General features: G+C 61.0%; 15 protein-coding genes. 7 read left to right on the forward strand and 8 right to left on the reverse strand.

Going from position 1 to position 17,932, the window contains the following annotated elements:
- Window positions 1-15 precede the first annotated feature (15 nt).
- Together PSH96_RS04735 and PSH96_RS04740 are read right to left on the reverse strand one after the other, a co-directional pair.
- Entirely contained in the window at window positions 16-1,014 is a 999-nt protein-coding gene (locus tag PSH96_RS04735) for a class I SAM-dependent methyltransferase (RefSeq protein ID WP_305457802.1), read from the reverse strand.
- A 30-nt stretch (window positions 1,015-1,044) separates the two neighbouring features.
- Window positions 1,045-2,007 (reverse strand): 2-hydroxyacid dehydrogenase, encoded by a 963-nt coding sequence (locus tag PSH96_RS04740; RefSeq protein ID WP_305457804.1) that lies wholly within the window; start codon window positions 2,005-2,007, stop codon window positions 1,045-1,047.
- 87 nt (window positions 2,008-2,094) lie between these two features.
- Between PSH96_RS04740 and PSH96_RS04745 the strand changes: the two genes are divergently transcribed.
- From PSH96_RS04745 to PSH96_RS04765, 5 genes are all read left to right on the forward strand, one after another.
- Window positions 2,095-2,727 carry a LysE family translocator gene (locus PSH96_RS04745; protein WP_065930304.1) on the forward strand — a complete coding sequence of 211 codons (633 nt, stop codon included), beginning with the start codon at window positions 2,095-2,097 and terminating at the stop codon, window positions 2,725-2,727.
- A 257-nt stretch (window positions 2,728-2,984) separates the two neighbouring features.
- Window positions 2,985-4,667 (forward strand): fatty acid--CoA ligase, encoded by a 1,683-nt coding sequence (locus PSH96_RS04750; RefSeq protein ID WP_305457806.1) that lies wholly within the window; start codon window positions 2,985-2,987, stop codon window positions 4,665-4,667.
- 333 nt (window positions 4,668-5,000) lie between these two features.
- Entirely contained in the window at window positions 5,001-6,860 is a 1,860-nt protein-coding gene (locus PSH96_RS04755) for a DUF1302 domain-containing protein (RefSeq protein WP_305457808.1), read from the forward strand.
- A 43-nt stretch (window positions 6,861-6,903) separates the two neighbouring features.
- Window positions 6,904-8,268, forward strand: a complete 1,365-nt coding sequence (locus tag PSH96_RS04760) for a DUF1329 domain-containing protein (protein WP_305457810.1) — start codon at window positions 6,904-6,906, stop codon at window positions 8,266-8,268.
- Between the two features lie 187 nt (window positions 8,269-8,455).
- On the forward strand, window positions 8,456-11,185 hold the full coding sequence (locus PSH96_RS04765; RefSeq protein ID WP_305457812.1) for a LuxR C-terminal-related transcriptional regulator: 2,730 nt from the start codon (window positions 8,456-8,458) through the stop codon (window positions 11,183-11,185).
- Between the two features lie 180 nt (window positions 11,186-11,365).
- Here PSH96_RS04765 and PSH96_RS04770 read toward each other — a convergent pair whose 3' ends face one another.
- The 4 genes from PSH96_RS04770 to PSH96_RS04785 are packed head-to-tail and all read right to left on the reverse strand — an operon-like array spanning window position 11,366 to window position 14,802.
- A complete protein-coding gene (locus PSH96_RS04770; RefSeq protein WP_305457813.1) occupies window positions 11,366-11,926 on the reverse strand; it encodes a membrane integrity-associated transporter subunit PqiC in 561 nt (186 codons plus the stop codon).
- Window positions 11,927-11,940: 14 nt separating this feature from the next.
- On the reverse strand, window positions 11,941-13,590 hold the full coding sequence (locus PSH96_RS04775) for an intermembrane transport protein PqiB (RefSeq protein ID WP_305457815.1): 1,650 nt from the start codon (window positions 13,588-13,590) through the stop codon (window positions 11,941-11,943).
- Window positions 13,571-14,215 (reverse strand): paraquat-inducible protein A, encoded by a 645-nt coding sequence (locus tag PSH96_RS04780; protein WP_305457817.1) that lies wholly within the window; start codon window positions 14,213-14,215, stop codon window positions 13,571-13,573. Before PSH96_RS04780 ends, PSH96_RS04775 begins: the two co-directional genes overlap by 20 nt.
- The gene (locus PSH96_RS04785; protein ID WP_169986918.1) at window positions 14,212-14,802 is read right to left on the reverse strand and encodes a paraquat-inducible protein A; all 591 of its coding nucleotides are present in this window, start codon (window positions 14,800-14,802) and stop codon (window positions 14,212-14,214) included. Before PSH96_RS04785 ends, PSH96_RS04780 begins: the two co-directional genes overlap by 4 nt.
- Before the next feature lie 136 nt (window positions 14,803-14,938).
- Here PSH96_RS04785 and PSH96_RS04790 point away from each other — a divergent pair, with 136 nt between their 5' ends.
- Both PSH96_RS04790 and PSH96_RS04795 read left to right on the forward strand, forming a co-directional pair.
- A complete protein-coding gene (locus PSH96_RS04790; protein WP_056858989.1) occupies window positions 14,939-15,583 on the forward strand; it encodes an MBL fold metallo-hydrolase in 645 nt (214 codons plus the stop codon).
- A gap of 243 nt (window positions 15,584-15,826) precedes the next feature.
- A complete protein-coding gene (locus tag PSH96_RS04795; protein ID WP_056858988.1) occupies window positions 15,827-16,606 on the forward strand; it encodes an OmpA family protein in 780 nt (259 codons plus the stop codon).
- A gap of 68 nt (window positions 16,607-16,674) precedes the next feature.
- Here the strand turns inward: PSH96_RS04795 and PSH96_RS04800 are convergent, their stop codons facing one another.
- Together PSH96_RS04800 and PSH96_RS04805 are read right to left on the reverse strand one after the other, a co-directional pair.
- Window positions 16,675-17,256, reverse strand: coding sequence for a BON domain-containing protein (locus PSH96_RS04800; protein ID WP_017138196.1), 582 nt, complete (start codon window positions 17,254-17,256; stop codon window positions 16,675-16,677).
- A complete protein-coding gene (locus tag PSH96_RS04805) occupies window positions 17,253-17,846 on the reverse strand; it encodes a phosphoheptose isomerase (protein WP_007904374.1) in 594 nt (197 codons plus the stop codon). Before PSH96_RS04805 ends, PSH96_RS04800 begins: the two co-directional genes overlap by 4 nt.
- Window positions 17,847-17,932: the final 86 nt, after the last annotated feature.

Here is a 17,932-nt window from a genome sequence, read left to right on the forward strand (position 1 = left end):
TTTTTCAAATCGCCATCAGCCGCGTTTGGCACGATAAATGCGAAAACCATTGCCTTCGGCCTTCACTGCACACACGCCCAAGTGCTCTTCGATCAGCGGTTGATACTTGAGGAAACTGTTGGCAACCAGGCGAAGTTCGCCGCCTTTTGCTAGGTGTTTCGCCGCTTTTCGCAGCAAGTTCTCCGTGGCGAAATAATCCGTGTGCACGCCGACATGGAACGGCGGGTTGCTCAAAATCGCGTTCAACCCCATCGGCGCGGCGTCGATGCCATCACCGGTCAACACCTCGGCTTCCAGACCATTGGCTGCCAGGGTCAGGCGACTGCTGGCGGCGGCGAAGGCGTCCACGTCGAGCATCGTCACGCTGTTATGCGGGTAGCGGCGTTTGACCGCCGCCCCAAGCACGCCGGCGCCGCAACCAAAGTCGAGCAGATGCCCGCTCGGCAGCTTATCCAGATGCTCCAGCAGCAGCTCGGTGCCGCGATCCAGGCGGCCATGGCTGAACACGCCGGGCAGGCTCACTACCTTGAGCGGCCCTTCGGCCAGCGGCACCTCGAAGACTTGCGCCAGGCTTTGCAGCTCGACCGCCTGCGCAGCGTTGGCCACGGTGACTTGCCACAGTTGGCAGTGCCGCGCATTGTCGAGCTTGCGCGGCTTGCCGAACGGGATCATCTGCTTGGCGGCGCTTTCGATGCCGCCCTTTTTCTCCCCGACCAGAAACAGCTCGGCGCCGGGCAAGCGTGCGGCCACGGCGTTAAGCAGGTAGTCGGTGAGGTCTTTGGATTTTGGAAGGAAAATCACCGCCGCATCAAACCCGCGTTCGGGCACGTTCACGCCGAACTGGCTGCGCTCGGGAAAGCGCGCATCCAGTGCCGCCTGGTCGCCGGCATGCCAGCTCCAACCGTGGGCATTGGGCAGGCGGCCGAGCAAGTCGTCGGCAGGCAAACCTACCAGTAGCAGGTTGCCTTGAAAAAGTTCGGCCTGACGAAGCAGTACTTCACTGCGCGGATCCATAGTCTGCTCCTTGAAAAGGGGCGCAGTTTATCAACTGACGACGCGCAGCGGGGCACCGCTGAAAAAGCCTCGGGCGTTTTCAGCCAGTTGGCCGACGATACGCTGGCGCGCTTCGCGACTGCCCCAGGCATTGTGGGGAGTAACGATCAAGCGAGGAATGTCGCCGGCCAGCAGCGGGTTACCATTCACGGGCGGCTCCACGCTCAGCACATCGGTGGCCGCGCCGCCCAAATGGCCGCTGCGCAAGGCATCTGCCAGCGCCTGTTCGTTGATCAAACCGCCGCGCGCGGTGTTGACGATCAACGCGCCCGGTTTGAGCAGCGCCAGTTCGCGGGCGCCGATAAAGTCGCGCGTGTGCTCGTTGAGCGGGCAGTGCAAGGTCAGTGCGTCGACCTGTGCGAGCAGTTCATCCAGCGGCACGCGGTCGGCGCGGGCAGGGCGCCCGGGAATGGCGCCGAGCACCACGCGCATGCCGAAGGCTTCGGCCAGGCGTGCCACCGCGCCACCCAGTTCACCATGGCCGAGCAGGCCGAGGGTTTTGCCTTCCAGCTCGACAATCGGATAGTCCAGCAGGCAGAACTGTTTGGCCTGTTGCCATTTGCCTGCCGCCACATCCTGTTGATAGTCCTTCAGACGCGTCGCCAGGTTGAGCAGCAGCATGATCGTGTGCTGCGCCACCGACGGCGTGCCGTAGCCGTGGCAATTACTCACGGTAATGCCGTGGGCGCGGGCGGCGTCGAGGTCGACGTTGTTGGTGCCGGTGGCCGACACCAGGATCAGCTTGAGCTCAGGGCAGGCCGCCAGGGTTTGCGCGTTGAGGGGGATCTTGTTACTGATCACCACCTGGGCGCCTTGCACGCGTTCAAGCACATTCTGCGGCGTGGTGTCGGTGAACAACTGCAAGTCACTGAAGCTGTTGCGCAGCTCGCTGAGGTCGAGGTCGCCCAGGTCCAGGGACGGGTGATCAAGGAAGACGGCGCGGCGATTGTTCATTCTCAACTGTACCTTTTGCGGCGAGGTTCGAAGGCGTAATCTGCCGAGCCTATCAGATGAAATAATCAGTTACTTAATGGAGTGAGCATGTACGTCGCCGAGTTTTTGACCGTAGCCTTGATTCACTTGTTGGCGGTGGCCAGCCCCGGCCCGGATTTCGCCGTGGTGGTGCGTGAAAGTGTTACCCATGGCCGTCGCGCCGGCACCTGGACCGCGCTGGGCGTGGGTTCGGCGATTTTCCTGCACGTGGGGTACTCGCTGCTGGGCATCGGCTTGATCGTGTCGCAGTCCATTGTGCTGTTCAACGCGCTGAAGTGGGCCGCCGCTGCGTACCTGCTGTACATCGGTTTCAAGGCCCTGCGCGCGCAGCCGGCCAAGCCGCCCGCCGAAGGCGAGCTGCACCCTGAAGTCGGCGAGCGCACCCCACGCGGGGCGTTTACCGCAGGGTTTGTGACCAATGGCCTGAACCCCAAGGCCACACTGTTTTTTCTGTCGCTGTTCACGGTGGTGATCAACCCGCACACGCCGCTGGCGATCCAGGCCGGTTACGGTGTGTACCTGGCGGTGGCGACGGCGTTGTGGTTTTGCCTGGTGGCCATGCTGTTCAGCCAGCAGCGCGTACGCGCCGGGTTTGCGCGGATGGGGCATTGGTTTGATCGGACCATGGGCGCGGTGCTGATTGCCATTGGTGTGAAGTTGGCGTTTACCAGCATGAAATAAACCACACGAGTAACACACTGCACCTGTGGGAGTCGGGCTTGCCCGCGATGCAGGCGCCTCGGTGTATCAGTTGCACCGAGGCGACGCTATCGCAGGCAAGCCAGCTCCCACAGGGAATCACTGTAAGGCTCCAATGCTGGCGCAAAGCTAGCATTCATTGGCCGCTGCAAATCATTCCTTTGGCTGATTTGGCTGAAACATTAGCGCTCTACAGTGCAGGTCTTAGCCAAGACCGTGCAGTCAGATAAGGGATTCGTATGTTGCAGACCCGTGTTATCCCGCCCGCCGAAGGCGCTTACCAATACCCGCTGTTGATCAAACGCCTGCTGATGTCCGGGGCGCGTTACGAGAAGACCCGGGAGATCATCTACCGCGACAAGCTGCGCTACACCTACCCAACCCTGATCGAGCGGGTAGCGCGCCTGGCCAATGTGCTGACTGAAGCCGGGGTCAAGGCCGGTGACACGGTTGCCGTGATGGACTGGGACAGCCACCGTTACCTGGAGTGCATGTTCGCCATCCCGATGATCGGCGCGGTGATCCACACCATCAACGTGCGTCTGTCGCCGGAACAGATTCTCTACACCATGAACCACGCCGAAGACCGCTTTGTGCTGGTCAACAGCGAGTTCGTGGGGCTCTACCAGGCGATTGCCGGGCAACTGACCACGGTCGACAAAACCCTGCTGCTCACTGACGGTGAGGCCAAGACTGCCGAGTTGCCGAACCTGGTCGGCGAGTACGAAACCCTGCTGGCGGCCGCCAGCCCCAAGTACGACTTCCAGGACTTCGACGAAAATTCCGTCGCCACCACCTTCTACACCACCGGCACCACCGGCAACCCCAAAGGCGTGTACTTCACCCACCGCCAACTGGTGCTGCACACCATCGGTGTGGCGACCATCATGGGCAGCGTCGACAGCGTGCGCCTGCTGGGCACCAACGACGTGTACATGCCGATCACGCCGATGTTCCACGTGCACGCCTGGGGCCTGCCGTATGTGGCAACCATGCTTGGCTTGAAACAGGTCTACCCCGGCCGCTACGACCCGGAATACCTGGTGGAGCTGTGGCGCAAGGAGAAGGTCACCTTCTCCCACTGCGTGCCGACCATCCTGCAAATGGTGCTCAACGCCAAGGCCGCCCAGGGCGTGGATTTTGGTGGCTGGAAAATCGTCATCGGCGGCAGCGCGCTCAACCGCACGTTGTATGAAGCGTCCAAGGCGCGGGGCATTCAACTGACTGCCGCGTATGGCATGTCCGAGACCGGGCCGCTGGTGTCCTGCGCTCACCTCAACGAAGAGTTGATGGCGGGCACCGAGGACGAGCGCACCACCTACCGCATCAAGGCCGGCGTGCCCGGGCCGTTGGTGGAAGCGGCAATTATCGACGGCAACGGCAACTTTTTGCCCGCCGACGGCGAATCCCAGGGCGAGCTGGTGTTGCGTGCGCCGTGGCTCAGCGAAGGGTATTTCAACGAGCCGCAAAAGGGCGCCGAGCTGTGGGAAGGCGGCTGGATGCACACCGGCGACGTGGCCACGCTGGACGCGTTTGGGGTGATCGATATTCGCGATCGCATCAAGGACGTGATCAAGACCGGCGGCGAGTGGATTTCGTCATTGGCCCTCGAAGATTTGGTCAGCCGTCACCCGGCGGTACGCGAAGTAGCGGTGGTGGGCATCGCCGACCCACAGTGGGGCGAGCGTCCGTTTGCGTTGCTGGTGGTGCGTGATGGCCATGTGATAGGTGCCCGCGAGCTCAAAGAGCATCTCAAGCCGTTTGTCGAACTGGGCCACTTGAGCAAGTGGGCGATTCCAAGCCAGATCGCCGTTGTTACCGAAATTCCCAAGACCAGTGTCGGCAAACTCGACAAAAAACGTATCCGCGTTGACATCATCGAATGGCAGGCCAACAACAGCACGTTCCTGTCCACGCTCTGACCCCCTTCGCCGCGCCCGTTCGGGCGCAGCAATGCTCTAACTCGCGGCTCCACTTGTGATTTTGGGATTTTCAGCCATCCTTGCCTCGCCGGCCTTCGTCGGCGTGGCGAAAGGACTGTGGCAGACGGGTTGGTGATGCAAATCACACTTTAGAGGGATCAAGCGGTACCCCCTGCTGGCTATAGTCCCACTCAGAGTTTTTCAAGGATGTTGCGCTGCGGGCCATGGGGGCCCGGTTGCCGTTCGGCATTGGAGTCGTTGTATTCCGGCCGTTACATGCATCCAGACGAAAGAGCTCACTGCCATAACAATAATGCACATGGAGTAGCGTCGATGACCTCAGTAAACCAGTTCTGGCGCCGGGCAAGACTGCCCCTGGCCGTCAGTCTCGCTTCTACGCTCGCCGGGCCCGCATTCGGCGTCAGTTTCAACATCGGTGAAATCGAAGGTAGCTTCGACTCATCCCTGTCGGTGGGGGCGAGCTGGTCGACTGCCGGTCGCAATAAAGACCTGATCGGTGCCAACAACGGTGGCAGGGGGTTATCGCAGACCTCCGATGACGGCCACTTGAACTTTGACAAGGGTGATTCCTTCTCGAAGATCTTCAAGGGTATCCATGACCTTGAGTTGAAATACGGCGACACCGGCATCTTTGTGCGTGGCAAGTACTGGTATGACTTCGCGCTGCAAAACGAAGACCTGGACTTCAAGAACGTCAGCAACAACAACCGCAAAGAGGGCGCCAAGTCCTCCGGCGGGCAGATCCTCGATGCCTTCATCTATCACAACTACACCATCGCCGATCAGCCGGGTAACGTGCGGTTTGGTAAGCAGGTGGTGAGCTGGGGTGAAAGCACCTTCATCGGTGGCGGTATCAACTCCATCAACCCTATCGATGTGTCCGCGTTCCGTCGTCCGGGCGCCGAGATCAAGGAAGGCTTGATTCCGGTCAACATGTTCTACGTGTCGCAGACCCTGACCGATAACCTCTCGGCCGAAGCGTTCTACCAGCTGGAATGGGACCAGACCGTCACCGATAACTGCGGCACATTCTTCTCCCAGCCGGACGTCATCTCGGATGGTTGCAGCAATAACCTGCGGGTGCTGAACAAGCGCTCCACCATCCCTGGCGCGGCCTTGCCCACCCTTAACGCCCTGGGCGTGGATGTGAACAACGAAGGTGTGCTGGTACGTCGCGGCGGTGACCGTGATGCACGCGACAGCGGCCAGTTCGGCGTGGCCATGCACTACAACTTCGAGCCGCTGGACACGGAATTCGGCGCGTACTTCATGAACTACCACAGCCGTGCGCCGATCTTCAGCGCCACCGGTGCGCCAAACTCGGCCTACACCCGCCCGCTGGGGCCGCTGGCGGCGTTGCGGCCATTGATCGTGGCAGGCAGCTCCCAGTACTTCGTCGAGTACCCGGAAGATATCCGCCTCTACGGCTTGAGCTTCTCCACCACGCTGCCTACCGGCACCGCCTGGAGTGGTGAGCTGAGCTACCGGCCAAACGCGCCGGTACAACTGAGCACCACCGATATCCTGTACGCGGGCGTCACGCCGATTCCGGGTTATGGCAATGCGTCAGTGCTCAAGGGCAAACCGGGCCAGGACCTGCACGGCTACAACCGTAAGGAAGTGACCCAGTTCCAGACCACCTTCACACACTTTTTCGATCAGGTGATGGGCGCTACTCGCCTGACCACCGTGGGCGAAATCGGCGTGACCCACGTGGGCGGCCTGGAGAGCAAAAACCAGGCACGTTATGGCCGCGATCCGGTCTTCGGCCCTGGCACGCTGCCCGGCGGCTTCTGCAATGCGCTTAACAACTCGACGGGTCAAGGTGCAGGCCTGCCGAATGCGTCCGGCCTGAACACCAACTGCAACAACGACGGCTACACCACCGCCACGTCCTGGGGTTATCGCGCCCGGGCCATCTGGGAATACCCGGATGTGTTTGCCGGTGTGAACCTCAAGCCCAACGTGGCCTGGTCCCATGACGTCAAAGGTTACTCGCCAGGCCCTGGCGGCAACTTTGAAGAAGGTCGCAAGGCCGTCAGCCTGGGTGTGGATGCCGAGTACCAGAACACCTACACCGTCAGCCTCAACTACACCAACTTCTTTGGTGGCAAGTTCACCACCGTGGATGACCGTGACTTCATCGCGCTGAGCGCCGGCGTGAACTTCTAAGCACAACCTCTTTAAGCAGTCTGTTTTCAGGAAGAACCAGAACATGAAAATAACTAAAAGTCTGTTGCACGTGGGTGTGCTTGGGCTGTCGATCCTGGCGAGCAACGTCATGGCGGCAGTCTCGGCGGATGAAGCCGCCAAGTTGGGCACGACCCTGACGCCGATGGGCGCCGAAATGGCCGGTAACGCGGCCGGCACCATCCCTAAATGGTCACCGCTGCCTACCAATGCCGGCGCCGTGGATGCCCGTGGCTTCCTGGCCAACCCGTATGCCAGCGAACAGCCGCAGTTCACCATCACCGCGCAGAACGTCGAGCAGTACAAGGACAAGCTGGCGCCGGGGCAGTACGCGATGTTCAAGCGCTACCCGGACACCTTCAAGATGCCGGTCTACCCGACCCATCGCGGCGCTACCGTGCCGGCCGAGGTGTTTGCCTCGATCAAGAAGAACGCCACCAACACCAACCTGGTGTCCGGCGGTAACGGCCTGGAAAACTTCGAAACCGCGGTTCCGTTCCCGATCCCAAAAAGCGGCGTGGAAGTTATCTGGAACCACATAACCCGCTATCGCGGTGGCAGCGTGACTCGCCTGGTGACCCAGGCCACGCCGCAAACCAATGGTTCGTTCAGCCTGGTGTACTTCCGCGATCAGTTCGTGTTCCGCGACAAGATGAAGGACTACGACCCGAAAAACCCGGGCAACGTGCTGTTCTACTTCAAGCAGCAAGTCACCGCGCCGGCGCGTCTGGCCGGTGGTGTACTGTTGGTGCACGAAACCCTGGACCAGGTTAAAGAGCCGCGTTCGGCGTGGGTCTACAACGCCGGCCAGCGCCGTGTGCGCCGGGCGCCGCAAGTGTCCTATGACGGGCCGGGTACCGCCGCCGATGGCCTGCGTACCTCCGACAACCTCGACATGTACAACGGCGCACCGGACCGCTACGACTGGAAGCTTGAAGGCAAGAAAGAAATCTACATCGCCTCCAACAGCTACAAGATCGACGATCCGAAGCTCAAGTACGCCGACATCATCAAGGCCGGCCACATCAACCAGGACCTGGCACGCTACGAGCTGCGCCGCGTCTGGCACGTGGTCGCGACCCTGAAGGAAGGCCAACGCCACATCTATGCCAAGCGTGACTTCTTCATCGACGAAGACACCTGGCAAGCAGCGGTTATCGACCACTACGACGGTCGCGGCCAACTGTGGCGCGTCGCCGAAGCCCATGCCGAGAACTACTACGACAAGCAAGTGCCGTGGTACGCCATCGAAACCCTCTACGACCTGCAGTCCGGCCGCTACCTGGCCCTGGGCATGAAGAACGAAGAGAAGCAGGCCTATGACTTCGGTTTTACCGCCTCCACCGCAGACTTCTCCCCGGCAGCCTTGCGCCAGGATGGGGTTCGCTAAGCTGTTTTAACTGAGGCCGCATCCTCAGCGTGAAGCCCCGACTGGTTCGGGGCTTTTTTGTGTGGGGATATTTTTTGTCGCAGTTCTTTTTCAGGCAAATGTTGCAAAGATCTACAAACCCGCCGCTTTTACCGCTAGTCTGCGGACATCTGCAGTGCCGACAACAGCCTTCTACAAGAGCCCGGCGATGACTGATCTGTCCCGAATCCAAGGGCCTGCGAGCGCGGTGATTCCGACCCTGGAATCGCGTTTCTACAGGCCACCGCTGCCTGACGGCTATGTGCTGCGCCCGCGCCTGTGCGAACGCCTGAGTGCTGGCCTTGCGGGACGACTGTTGCTGGTGAGCGCCCCGGCCGGGTTCGGCAAGAGTTCGCTGGCAGTCGAGTTCTGCCAGAGTCTGCCGGCGCATTGGCAAAGCCTGTGGCTGGGCCTGAACCCACGGGATAACGACCCCGGCCGCTTCCTTGAGCGCCTGCTCGACGGCTTGCAGCAATACTTCCCGCAACTGGGTGGCCAATCCCTGGGCCTGCTGAAAATGCGTCAGCGTCACCAACCCTTTGCCTTTGAAGAATGGCTCGACGGCTTGCTCGACGAGCTGACGCTGCACCTGTCCACCCAAGCGCCATTGCTGCTGGTGCTGGATGACTACCATCTGGCCCAGGGCCCGGTGCTGGATCGCTGCCTGCAATTTTTCCTCAATCATTTACCCGATGGGCTGCTGGTGATGGTCACCAGCCGCCAGCGCCCGGACTGGCACCTGGCGCGGCTGCGGCTCTCGCGCCACCTGCTGGAGCTGCATGAACAAGACCTGCGCTTGACCCACGACGAATCGCTGGCGGTACTCGACAGGCACAGCAGCTCGTTGCGCGGCGAAGCCCTGGACAACCTGATTCGTCGCAGCGAGGGCTGGGTGGCTGGCCTGCGCTTCTGGTTGCTGGCCCTTTCCGAAGCCGGCAATGAGGCTGCGTTGCCACAACATTTGCACGGTGGCGAAGGGCTGATCCGCGACTATCTGCTCGAAGAAGTCATCGATTGCCTGCCGGCAGAAGTTCAAGCCTTTCTGTATGACACCGCCCCACAGGATCGTTTTTGCAGCGAGCTGTGCGACGCCGTGCGCGAAGCCCACGACAGCGCGCATATCCTCGGTTACTTGCAGGCCCACCAAGTGTTTCTGGTGCCGCTGGATGAGCAGGGCCACTGGTATCGCTACCACCATCTGTTTTCCGACCTGCTGCGTACCCGCCGTGCGAGCAGTGCCACCGTACCGATTGCCAGCCTGCACCTGCGTGCCTGTCGCTGGTTCAACACCCAGGGCTTGATCGATGAAGCGGTGGAACAGGCGTTGCGCGCCGGCCACCTGGATGTGGCGGCAAACCTGGTGCAGAACCTGTCGGAGGAGCAACTGCTGGCTGAGCAGAATGTCGGCATGCTGCTGCGCTGGAAGATGGACTTGCCCGACAGCCTGCTGATCAGCACGCCGCGCTTGATCGTGCTCTACAGCTGGGCATTGGGGCTGGCCTGCCAACTGGATGCGGCCGAAGAACTGTCCGGCTACCTCAGCCGCTTCCTGCCGGCGCCGTCGGCCACTGCGCAAAAGTCGATGCTGGCCCAATGGTTGGCGCTGAGCGGAATTATCGCTCGGGGCCGAGGCGATCGTGAGTCGACCCTGCGTTATTGCAGCGAGGCGTTGGAAAGCTTGCCGCAAAAACGTTATGGCCAGCGCCTGATGTGCCTGTCGACCTTGTCCAACCTGGCCATCGTCGATGCCGATTTGTGGCGTGCCCGTGGTCTGAATCGCGAATCCCTGGAGCTGGCGCAGCGCGTCGGTAACCCGCTGTTCGAAGCGTTGGCCCATTACGATCGCGCGCGGGTGTTGCAGGCGCGCGGCGAAATCCTGCGTTCCCTGGACGAGGTGCGCCAGGGGCTGCAACGCCTGCATGGCCTGGCGCCGCAGCGGCTGTACGCGGTGCGCGCGCGGTTGTCGCTGTACGAGGGCTATCTGCTGCTGGTGCGCTATCAGCCCGAGGCCGGCCTTGTCCGTTTACGCGCGGGTCTGAACGAAGCCCGCGCCTGCCGGGATATCAGCGTGCTGATCGGGCATTGTGTGATTGCCAACTTTGAAGGGCGCCGGGGGGATTTCCCCACGGCGTTTGCCGAGCTTGCCGAAGCTGAGCGCTTGATGCACATCTGGGATGTGCCGCCGATCTACTACTTGGCGATGATCACCCTGATCAAATGCGAGCTGTGGCTGGCTCAAGGCCGCACTGACCTGGCAGAGGCCTGGTTGGCCCGGCTGGGGCAAACCTACAACGGCGAACACGCAGCAGCGGCGCCGGAATTTCACCCGCATTTGCCGCAACATATCGGGCTGCAACAGGCTGCGTTAGACGCCACCCGTCATCAGCCGGCCGCCGCGTTGCAACGCCTCGAAGAACTGGCGCAGCAGGCGCATAACAGTGGGCGGCAAATGATTGCCTTGATGGCCCTGACCCAGCAAGTGCAGTTGTTGCTGGAGTGCGGGCAGCAAGACCAGGCCCGACTGGCATTGGCCCGCGCCCTTGAGGCGGGTGCCGGTGGGGCATTGCAACCCTTTCAGCGGCTGCTGGAAAGTTACCCGGATTGGCTGCGTGAACAGCTTGGCCGCAAGGCTCATGGCGTGCTGAACCAGAGCCTGTTGGCGCTGTTGCCGGTGGCTGCGGTGGTTGAGGCCTTGCCTAATCATGAAACCTTGAGCGCACGTGAACTGGCGGTGCTGCAGTTGATTGCCCAAGGCTGCTCGAACCAGGAGATCAGCAATCAGCTGTTTATCTCCCTGCACACCGTGAAAACCCACGCCAGCCATATCAACAGCAAACTGGGGGTGGAGCGCCGTACCCAGGCGGTGGCGCGGGCCAAGTCGATGGGGCTACTGGCCTGACAATGGGCGAGCTTTCCTGTGGAAGCTGGTGTGTGGACGCTGGCTTATGTGGGAGCTGGCTTGCCTGCGATGCAGACAACTCGGTCTTTCAGTCATACGGAGGCGATGCTATCGCAGGCAAGCCAGCTCCCACACAAGCCCGGCTCCCACATTTGACCGAGTACACCCTTAGTGGTCTCGCTACGTCGCAGTCGGGCACGCTTTCAGCGACGTGTCGGCGGTTTTGCTGACCAGCGCGGCAAAACGCTTGAGGTTGTTCTGATGCGCCGCCACCAAGTCATCAATGCTCGGGCCTGCGGGTGTCTGCAAGGTGGTGCGGCAGGTCAGCGGTGCGGTATCTGCGCCGTTGCCGGACCGCAGGCGCCAGCGCACGTCGAGCAGTGCATATTGACCCGGCACCGAGTCGAATCGCTGCACTTCAAGGCGCAACGACAGCGGCTGCCGGGAGTGACTGTTGGCCAGTTGGTCCACCAGCGCGCTTTTCAGCTCATCGGCCAGGGTTGCGGCCCACCATTGGGTTTCAAGGATCGCCACGCCACTGTCGCCCTGGCGAATCACGATTTGTGCGCGGTCCACCTGAGGCGGCACGCTGATGCTTTCAATGCGGATATCGCTGGCCTGTGCCTGAGTGCTGTTATTCCAGTGCACCGGGGTCAGGGTGTGGAAGGCAATCGGCTCACTGCGACAGGCCGCGAGCAGCACCAGCGCGGCGACCAGGGTGAGTTTCAAGGGAAAGGTCATGGCGGCTCCAATGGTCATTTGCGCGGTGGCCCTTGCAGGTCTGTTGGCGCGGCGTTGTCAGGGCGACCGCGGATCAGCGATTCCGGATGGCGGCCCAGGTAGTCGGACAGTTCGCGCAAGGAGCGCGACATGCGCGCCAGTTCATCCAGGGTCTGGGTCAGTTGTTCACGCTGCGGCGAGTCTTCGGCCAGGGTTGAGTTGGCCGACTGCAAGGTCTTGCTCACGTCACCCAGGGTGCTCTGCACGCCAGGCAGGGTCTTGGCGTTGAACTGGGCAAGGCTTTTGCGCAACTCCACCAGGCTGCCGTCGAGGTTGCCGGCGATGCGTTCGATCGGCAGTTGGTTGACCTTGTTGACGATGCCTTCGAGCTTCTCCTGCAACTGTTCCAGATTGCCGGGGATGGTCGGAATGTTGACCGGGCGCAGGTTCGGGTCAAACGCGACTTTGTCGGCTTTCGGGAAAAAATCCAGGGCGATGTATAACTGGCCGGTCAGCAGGCTGCCGCTGCGGGCCTGGGCGCGCAGGCCGTTTTCGATGAAGGTGCCAATCAGGCGCACGCCGCCCGCTTCATCGTTGGGGTCATGGTTGGTGGCCTTGAGCAGCTTGGTGTTGGCTTCGCCGAGCAACTGCGGGTAAATCACGATGCCGACGTTGATCGGGAAGCTGCGTTTTTTGGCATCGAAGTCCAGGTTGATCGACACCACCTTGCCGAATTCGACCCCAAGAAATTCCACCGGTGCGCCAACTTTGAGCCCACGCAGTGCCTGATCAAAACGCAGTGCCATGTATTGTCCTTGACCGCTGGGCGGGGCGAGGGCGCTTTGCTGGTCGTCGAACAGTTCATAGGTGTGATCTTCGTTGGCCGGTTTGTCGTTGGGGCTGTAGGGCGGCGCCTGGAACGCGATGCCGCCGGCCAACATCGATGACAAGGACTCGGTTTTCAGCGCGAAACCATTGGCGCCCACGCTCAGGTCAATGCCGCTGGCATTCCAGAACCGCGTGTTTTCGGTGACGTACACATCATTGGGCGCATGCACGAAAACCTCGATCTTCACGCCCTTGCCATCGTCATCCAGCTCGTAGGCCACTACCTGGCCCACCGGGATCTTGCGGTAGTACACCGGCGAGCCGATATCCAGCGAGCCCAGGCCCTGGGTATGCAACGTGAAGCGCTTGCCCGGCTCGCCATAGGTGATGGGCGGCGGGTTTTCCAGGCCTTTGAACTGTTTGGCGCGCGTATCGGACTGGCCGATATCGGCGCCGATATAGTCACCGGACAGCAAGGTATCGATGCCGGACACGCCACCGGCGCCGATGCGTGGGCGTACCACCCAGAACTTGGAGTCTTCACGGGTGAAGCTTTCCGCCTGTTTGGCCAGCTTGATGGTGGCGTTGACGCTTTTCTGGTCATCGCTCAAGGCCACATCCGAGACTTGGCCGATCACCACGTTGCGGTATTTGACCTCGGTTTTATTGGCGACCAGGCCGTTGCCGGTCTTGAAGTTGAGGACGATGACCGGCCCCTGTTGCAGCACGCTGTGCACCACCAGCGAGATGCCCACCAGCACTGCCACGATCGGCACGATCCACACCAGCGAAACGCTGAAGCGCCGCGTCTTGATCGCCGGTGAGCCGGCAGGCGTGTCAGTGTTGTGTGAACTCATCCGAGATCTCCTCGTTGTGTGGGTTTTCCCAGATCAGGCGCGGGTCGAAACTCATGGCCGCGAGCATGGTGAACACCACCACCAGACCAAAAAACAAAATGCCCAGGCGCGGCTCGATGGTGCCCAGCGCCTGGAACCTCACCAGCGCGGCCACCAGCGCGACCACAATGACATCGAGCATAGACCAGTAGCCGATCAATTCGACGAACCGAAACAGCTTCGAGCGCTCTTTGCGCGCCCACTGGCTGTTGCGTTGCACGGTGACCAGCAGCAGGGTCAGCGAGAAAAACTTGATACCCGGCACCGCAATGCTGGCAATGAAAATGATCAGGGCAATGTCCCAGGCGCCATGCTGCCAGAACTCCAGCACGCCGCTCATGATGGTGCTGTCGGCGCCGGAACCGAGCATAGTAGTGTTCATCACCGGCAATAAATTCGCCGGGATATAAAACGCCAGTGCCGTGAGCATGTAGGCCCAGGTGCGGGTCAGCGAGTGGAGTTTGCGCCGATGCAGCGGCGCACCGCAGCGCTCGCACTCGCTGGGCTCGTCGCGCATGTCGCACGGCTGGCCGCAGGTGTGGCACAGGCACAGGTTGAGTTCGCGGGCGGTCGGTGGCGAGTTCATACGGCGTCCCACAAGTCGCGTACGTCACGCCCGGCGATGCGAATCAGCAGCAAGGCGAGGGCGGCGAGGGCGAAAAGGCCGGTGCCGGGGATCACGTCGAGCATGCCGGCCAGCTTGAACACCGCAACCATGGCGCCCAGCAGGCAGACTTCGAGCATGCTCCACGGCCTCAGCGCTTCCAGCCAGCGCATGCACAGTTTGAACGCTGGCGAGCGCTTGCCGGCCAGGGCGAAACTCAGCACCCACATCAGCAATAGCAACTGAAACACCGGCGCGATGATGATCGAGATCGCGGCCACCAGCGCAATAAAAGTGATCGGCCCCAGGCTCAGCGCGACCACCGAGTCCCACAGGGTCGCGCTGTTTTTCAAGCCTTTGAGGCTGATGCTCATCACCGGATAGAAATTTGCAAAGGTCCACAGCACCGCTGCGGTAACGGTCAGCGCCAGGCGTTGTTGCACCGACAGCCCGTTGTAACGCTGCAGCACGCCTGCGCAACGGGTGCACAGGGCTTTTTGATGTTTGGCGAGCGTGACCTTTTCGTACACGCAATCGCAGTGTTCGCAGATGATCCGAGAATTGGCCATACGTCTTGCTCCAAATGCGACGCTGCGGTGCGGGTTCCATGGTGCTTGAGTAGCTTAGCAGTTGAGGCTCTTCGAATCCGGAGCAAGCTCCACCATACTGCGCCTGGAATGTGCCATAGAGCTTGCAGGAACGCCCATGAATATCGAAAAACCCGTGCTGATCCGCGAAACCTTCCCCGTCGGCCCGTTGCAGTGCAACTGCACCATCATCGGCGACCCGATCAGCAAAAAAGCCATTGTGGTCGACCCGGGCGGCAATCACGAACTGATCCTGGCGCGCCTCGATGCGCTGGGCCTCAAGGTGGTGAGCATTATCCACACTCACGCTCACCTTGATCACTTCCTGGCGTCCGGCCAGTTGAAAGAGAAGACCGGTGCCACGCTGCATTTGCACAAAGAAGACCAATTTCTTTGGGATAATCTGGAAATGCAATGCCAGATGTTTCGTGTGCCCTACACGCCGGTGCCGTCGCCGGACCGCTGGCTGGAGGACGACGAGGAGTTGGCGTGTGGTTGTGGGGTGGCGCTGCATACGCCGGGGCACACACCGGGTTCGATGAGCTTCTGGTTTGCCGATGCCAAGTTGCTGATCGCCGGCGACACCTTGTTCAAGCGCGGCGTAGGGCGTACCGACCTGTGGGGTGGCGACCAGGCGACAATAGTGCGCTCGATCAAGCAGCGTTTGTACACCCTGGATGAGGGCGCGACCGTGGTGACAGGGCATGGGCCGGACACCCGTTTGGGCGATGAGATGCGCGAGAACCCGTTTGTGCGAGCTTGAGGGTACGCCTGGAAATAATTCGTTTACCGGCGCTGTTCTCTCTCAAGCACCGCAGTAGCAAAAAACGCAGGTCGCGTTCAGCCTGCGTCTGCTACGGTTTCCCTGGCGGTGATAGCGGCCAGTAGTTTGTTCTGGCGCGGGACGCGGCCACGGAATTTTTACCGCTTGTCGCGTTCCAAACTCCGCACAGGTCGATTGCCAATGTCCTCTGCACCACAGAATGCAAAAGTAGGAGCTCCCTTCATGTTTACTCCGCGTCGTCTGCTTGTTGTCGCTACCGCCGTAGCCCTGTTGTCCGGCTGCGCTTCACCTAATCCTTATGACGGCAGCCAGGGACAGGCCAGCAACGGTTCCGAAGGGGGCATCAGCAAAACCGCCAAATACGGCGGCCTGGGTGCCCTGGCGGGCGCGCTGGCAGGTGCTGCCATCGACCATAACAACCGTGGCAAGGGCGCACTGATCGGTGGTGCTATTGCAGGCCTGGGCGCCGCCGGTTATGGCTACTACGCCGACCAGCAGGAAAAGAAACTGCGTGAAAGCATGGCCAACACCGGTGTTGAGGTGCAGCGCCAGGGTGACCAGATCAAGTTGATCATGCCGGGTAATATCACCTTCGCGACCAACTCCGATGCCATCGCCAGTAGCTTCTACACGCCGCTCAATAACCTGGCTGGCTCGCTGAAGCAGTTCAACCAGAACACCATCCAGATTGTCGGCTACACCGACAGCACGGGCAGCCGCCAGTTGAACATGGACCTGTCCCAGCGTCGTGCCCAGAGCGTGGCCAACTACCTGACCTCCCAAGGCGTCAGCCCGACCAACCTGAGCGCCCGCGGTGCTGGCCCGGATAACCCGATTGCCAGCAACGCTGACGTCAATGGCCGTGCCCAGAACCGTCGCGTAGAAGTTAACCTCGGCCCGATCCCTGGCCAACAATACGGCCAGCCTGGTCAGCAGCAACAACAACAGGCGCCGCAGCAGAACAACCAGTTCCAGGGCAACCCGTACCAGCAATACCAGTAAACCCTGGGCATTAAAAAGGGCGCCGTGCAGTCAATGCACGGCGCCCTTTTTTGTGGTTGGCGATTACATCAGTCGATGTATTCGAACACCTTCACGATCTTCTGCACGCCGGACACGCCCTGAACCAGGTTGGCCGCACGGGTGGCTTCCGCCTGGGTCAGCAGGCCCATCATGTAGACGATGCCATTATCGGTGACGATCTTGATGCGCGAGCCGGGTACACCGCTGTCGGTGAGCATTTGCGCCTTGATCTTGGTGGTCAGCAACGCATCGTTGCTGATGGCCAGCAGGGTGATCGGGTCCATGACCTGCAGCTCGTTGTGGACCTTCTTGACCCGCTGAACAGTCGAAGCGGCTTGTTCGGCCTGGGCCTTGAGGTCGGCACGCGGCGTCTGCCCGGCCAGCAGTACCACGCCGTTGAAGCTGGTGACCACAATGCGCGAGGCGCCGTTGCCCAGGTCGGTAGCGGCCTTGGCGACGTTGACCTTGACCTTGGTTTCGATCAGCGAATCATCGATGGTGCTGCCGAATGTGCGTGTGCCCCGGTCATCCTGAATGGGTGTGTCACGTGTCGCAGTGATTGCCGTGCTGCAGCCGCTGATGGCGAGGCACAGCGTAATGGCCAAAAGGCTGAGGCGGTTAACGGTCATTCTTCACTCCCGAACAGTTGGCTGTCGATCAGATCGCACAGGCAGTGGATCGCCAGCAGGTGGACTTCTTGAATGCGTGCAGTGACGTTGGCCGGGACACGGATCTCCACGTCCTCAGGCAACAACAGCGAGGCCATGCCGCCGCCGTCGCGGCCGGTCAAGGCTACGACAATCATTTCGCGGTCATGTGCGGCCTGGATCGCTTGAATAATGTTCGCCGAGTTGCCGCTGGTGGAAATAGCCAGCAGCACATCGCCGGGTTGGCCCAGGGCGCGGATCTGCTTGGAGAAGATTTCGTTGTAGCTGTAGTCGTTGGCGATCGAGGTGATCGTCGACGAGTCGGTGGTCAGGGCAATGGCCGGCAGGCTCGGGCGCTCGCGCTCGAAGCGGTTGAGCAGCTCGGAGGAGAAGTGCTGGGCATCACCGGCCGAACCGCCGTTGCCGCACGAAAGCATTTTGCCCTCGTTGAGCAAGGCATTAACCATGACCTGACTGGCTTGCTCGATGTGCGGTGCAAGTACGTCCATCGCCTGTTGCTTGGTGTCGATGCTGGCCTGGAAAAGCTGGCGAATTCGGGATTGCATGTCCATCTGTGTGACCTTAAGTAGCGCGGCTGTTTGGCACAGTAATGTGCAGCCCGCAAAGCAAAGAGCAAAAGTGTGTGGTGAAGATATCC

The organism is Pseudomonas sp. FP2338 (genome assembly GCF_030687515.1).
Lineage (GTDB): Bacteria > Pseudomonadota > Gammaproteobacteria > Pseudomonadales > Pseudomonadaceae > Aquipseudomonas > Aquipseudomonas salomonii.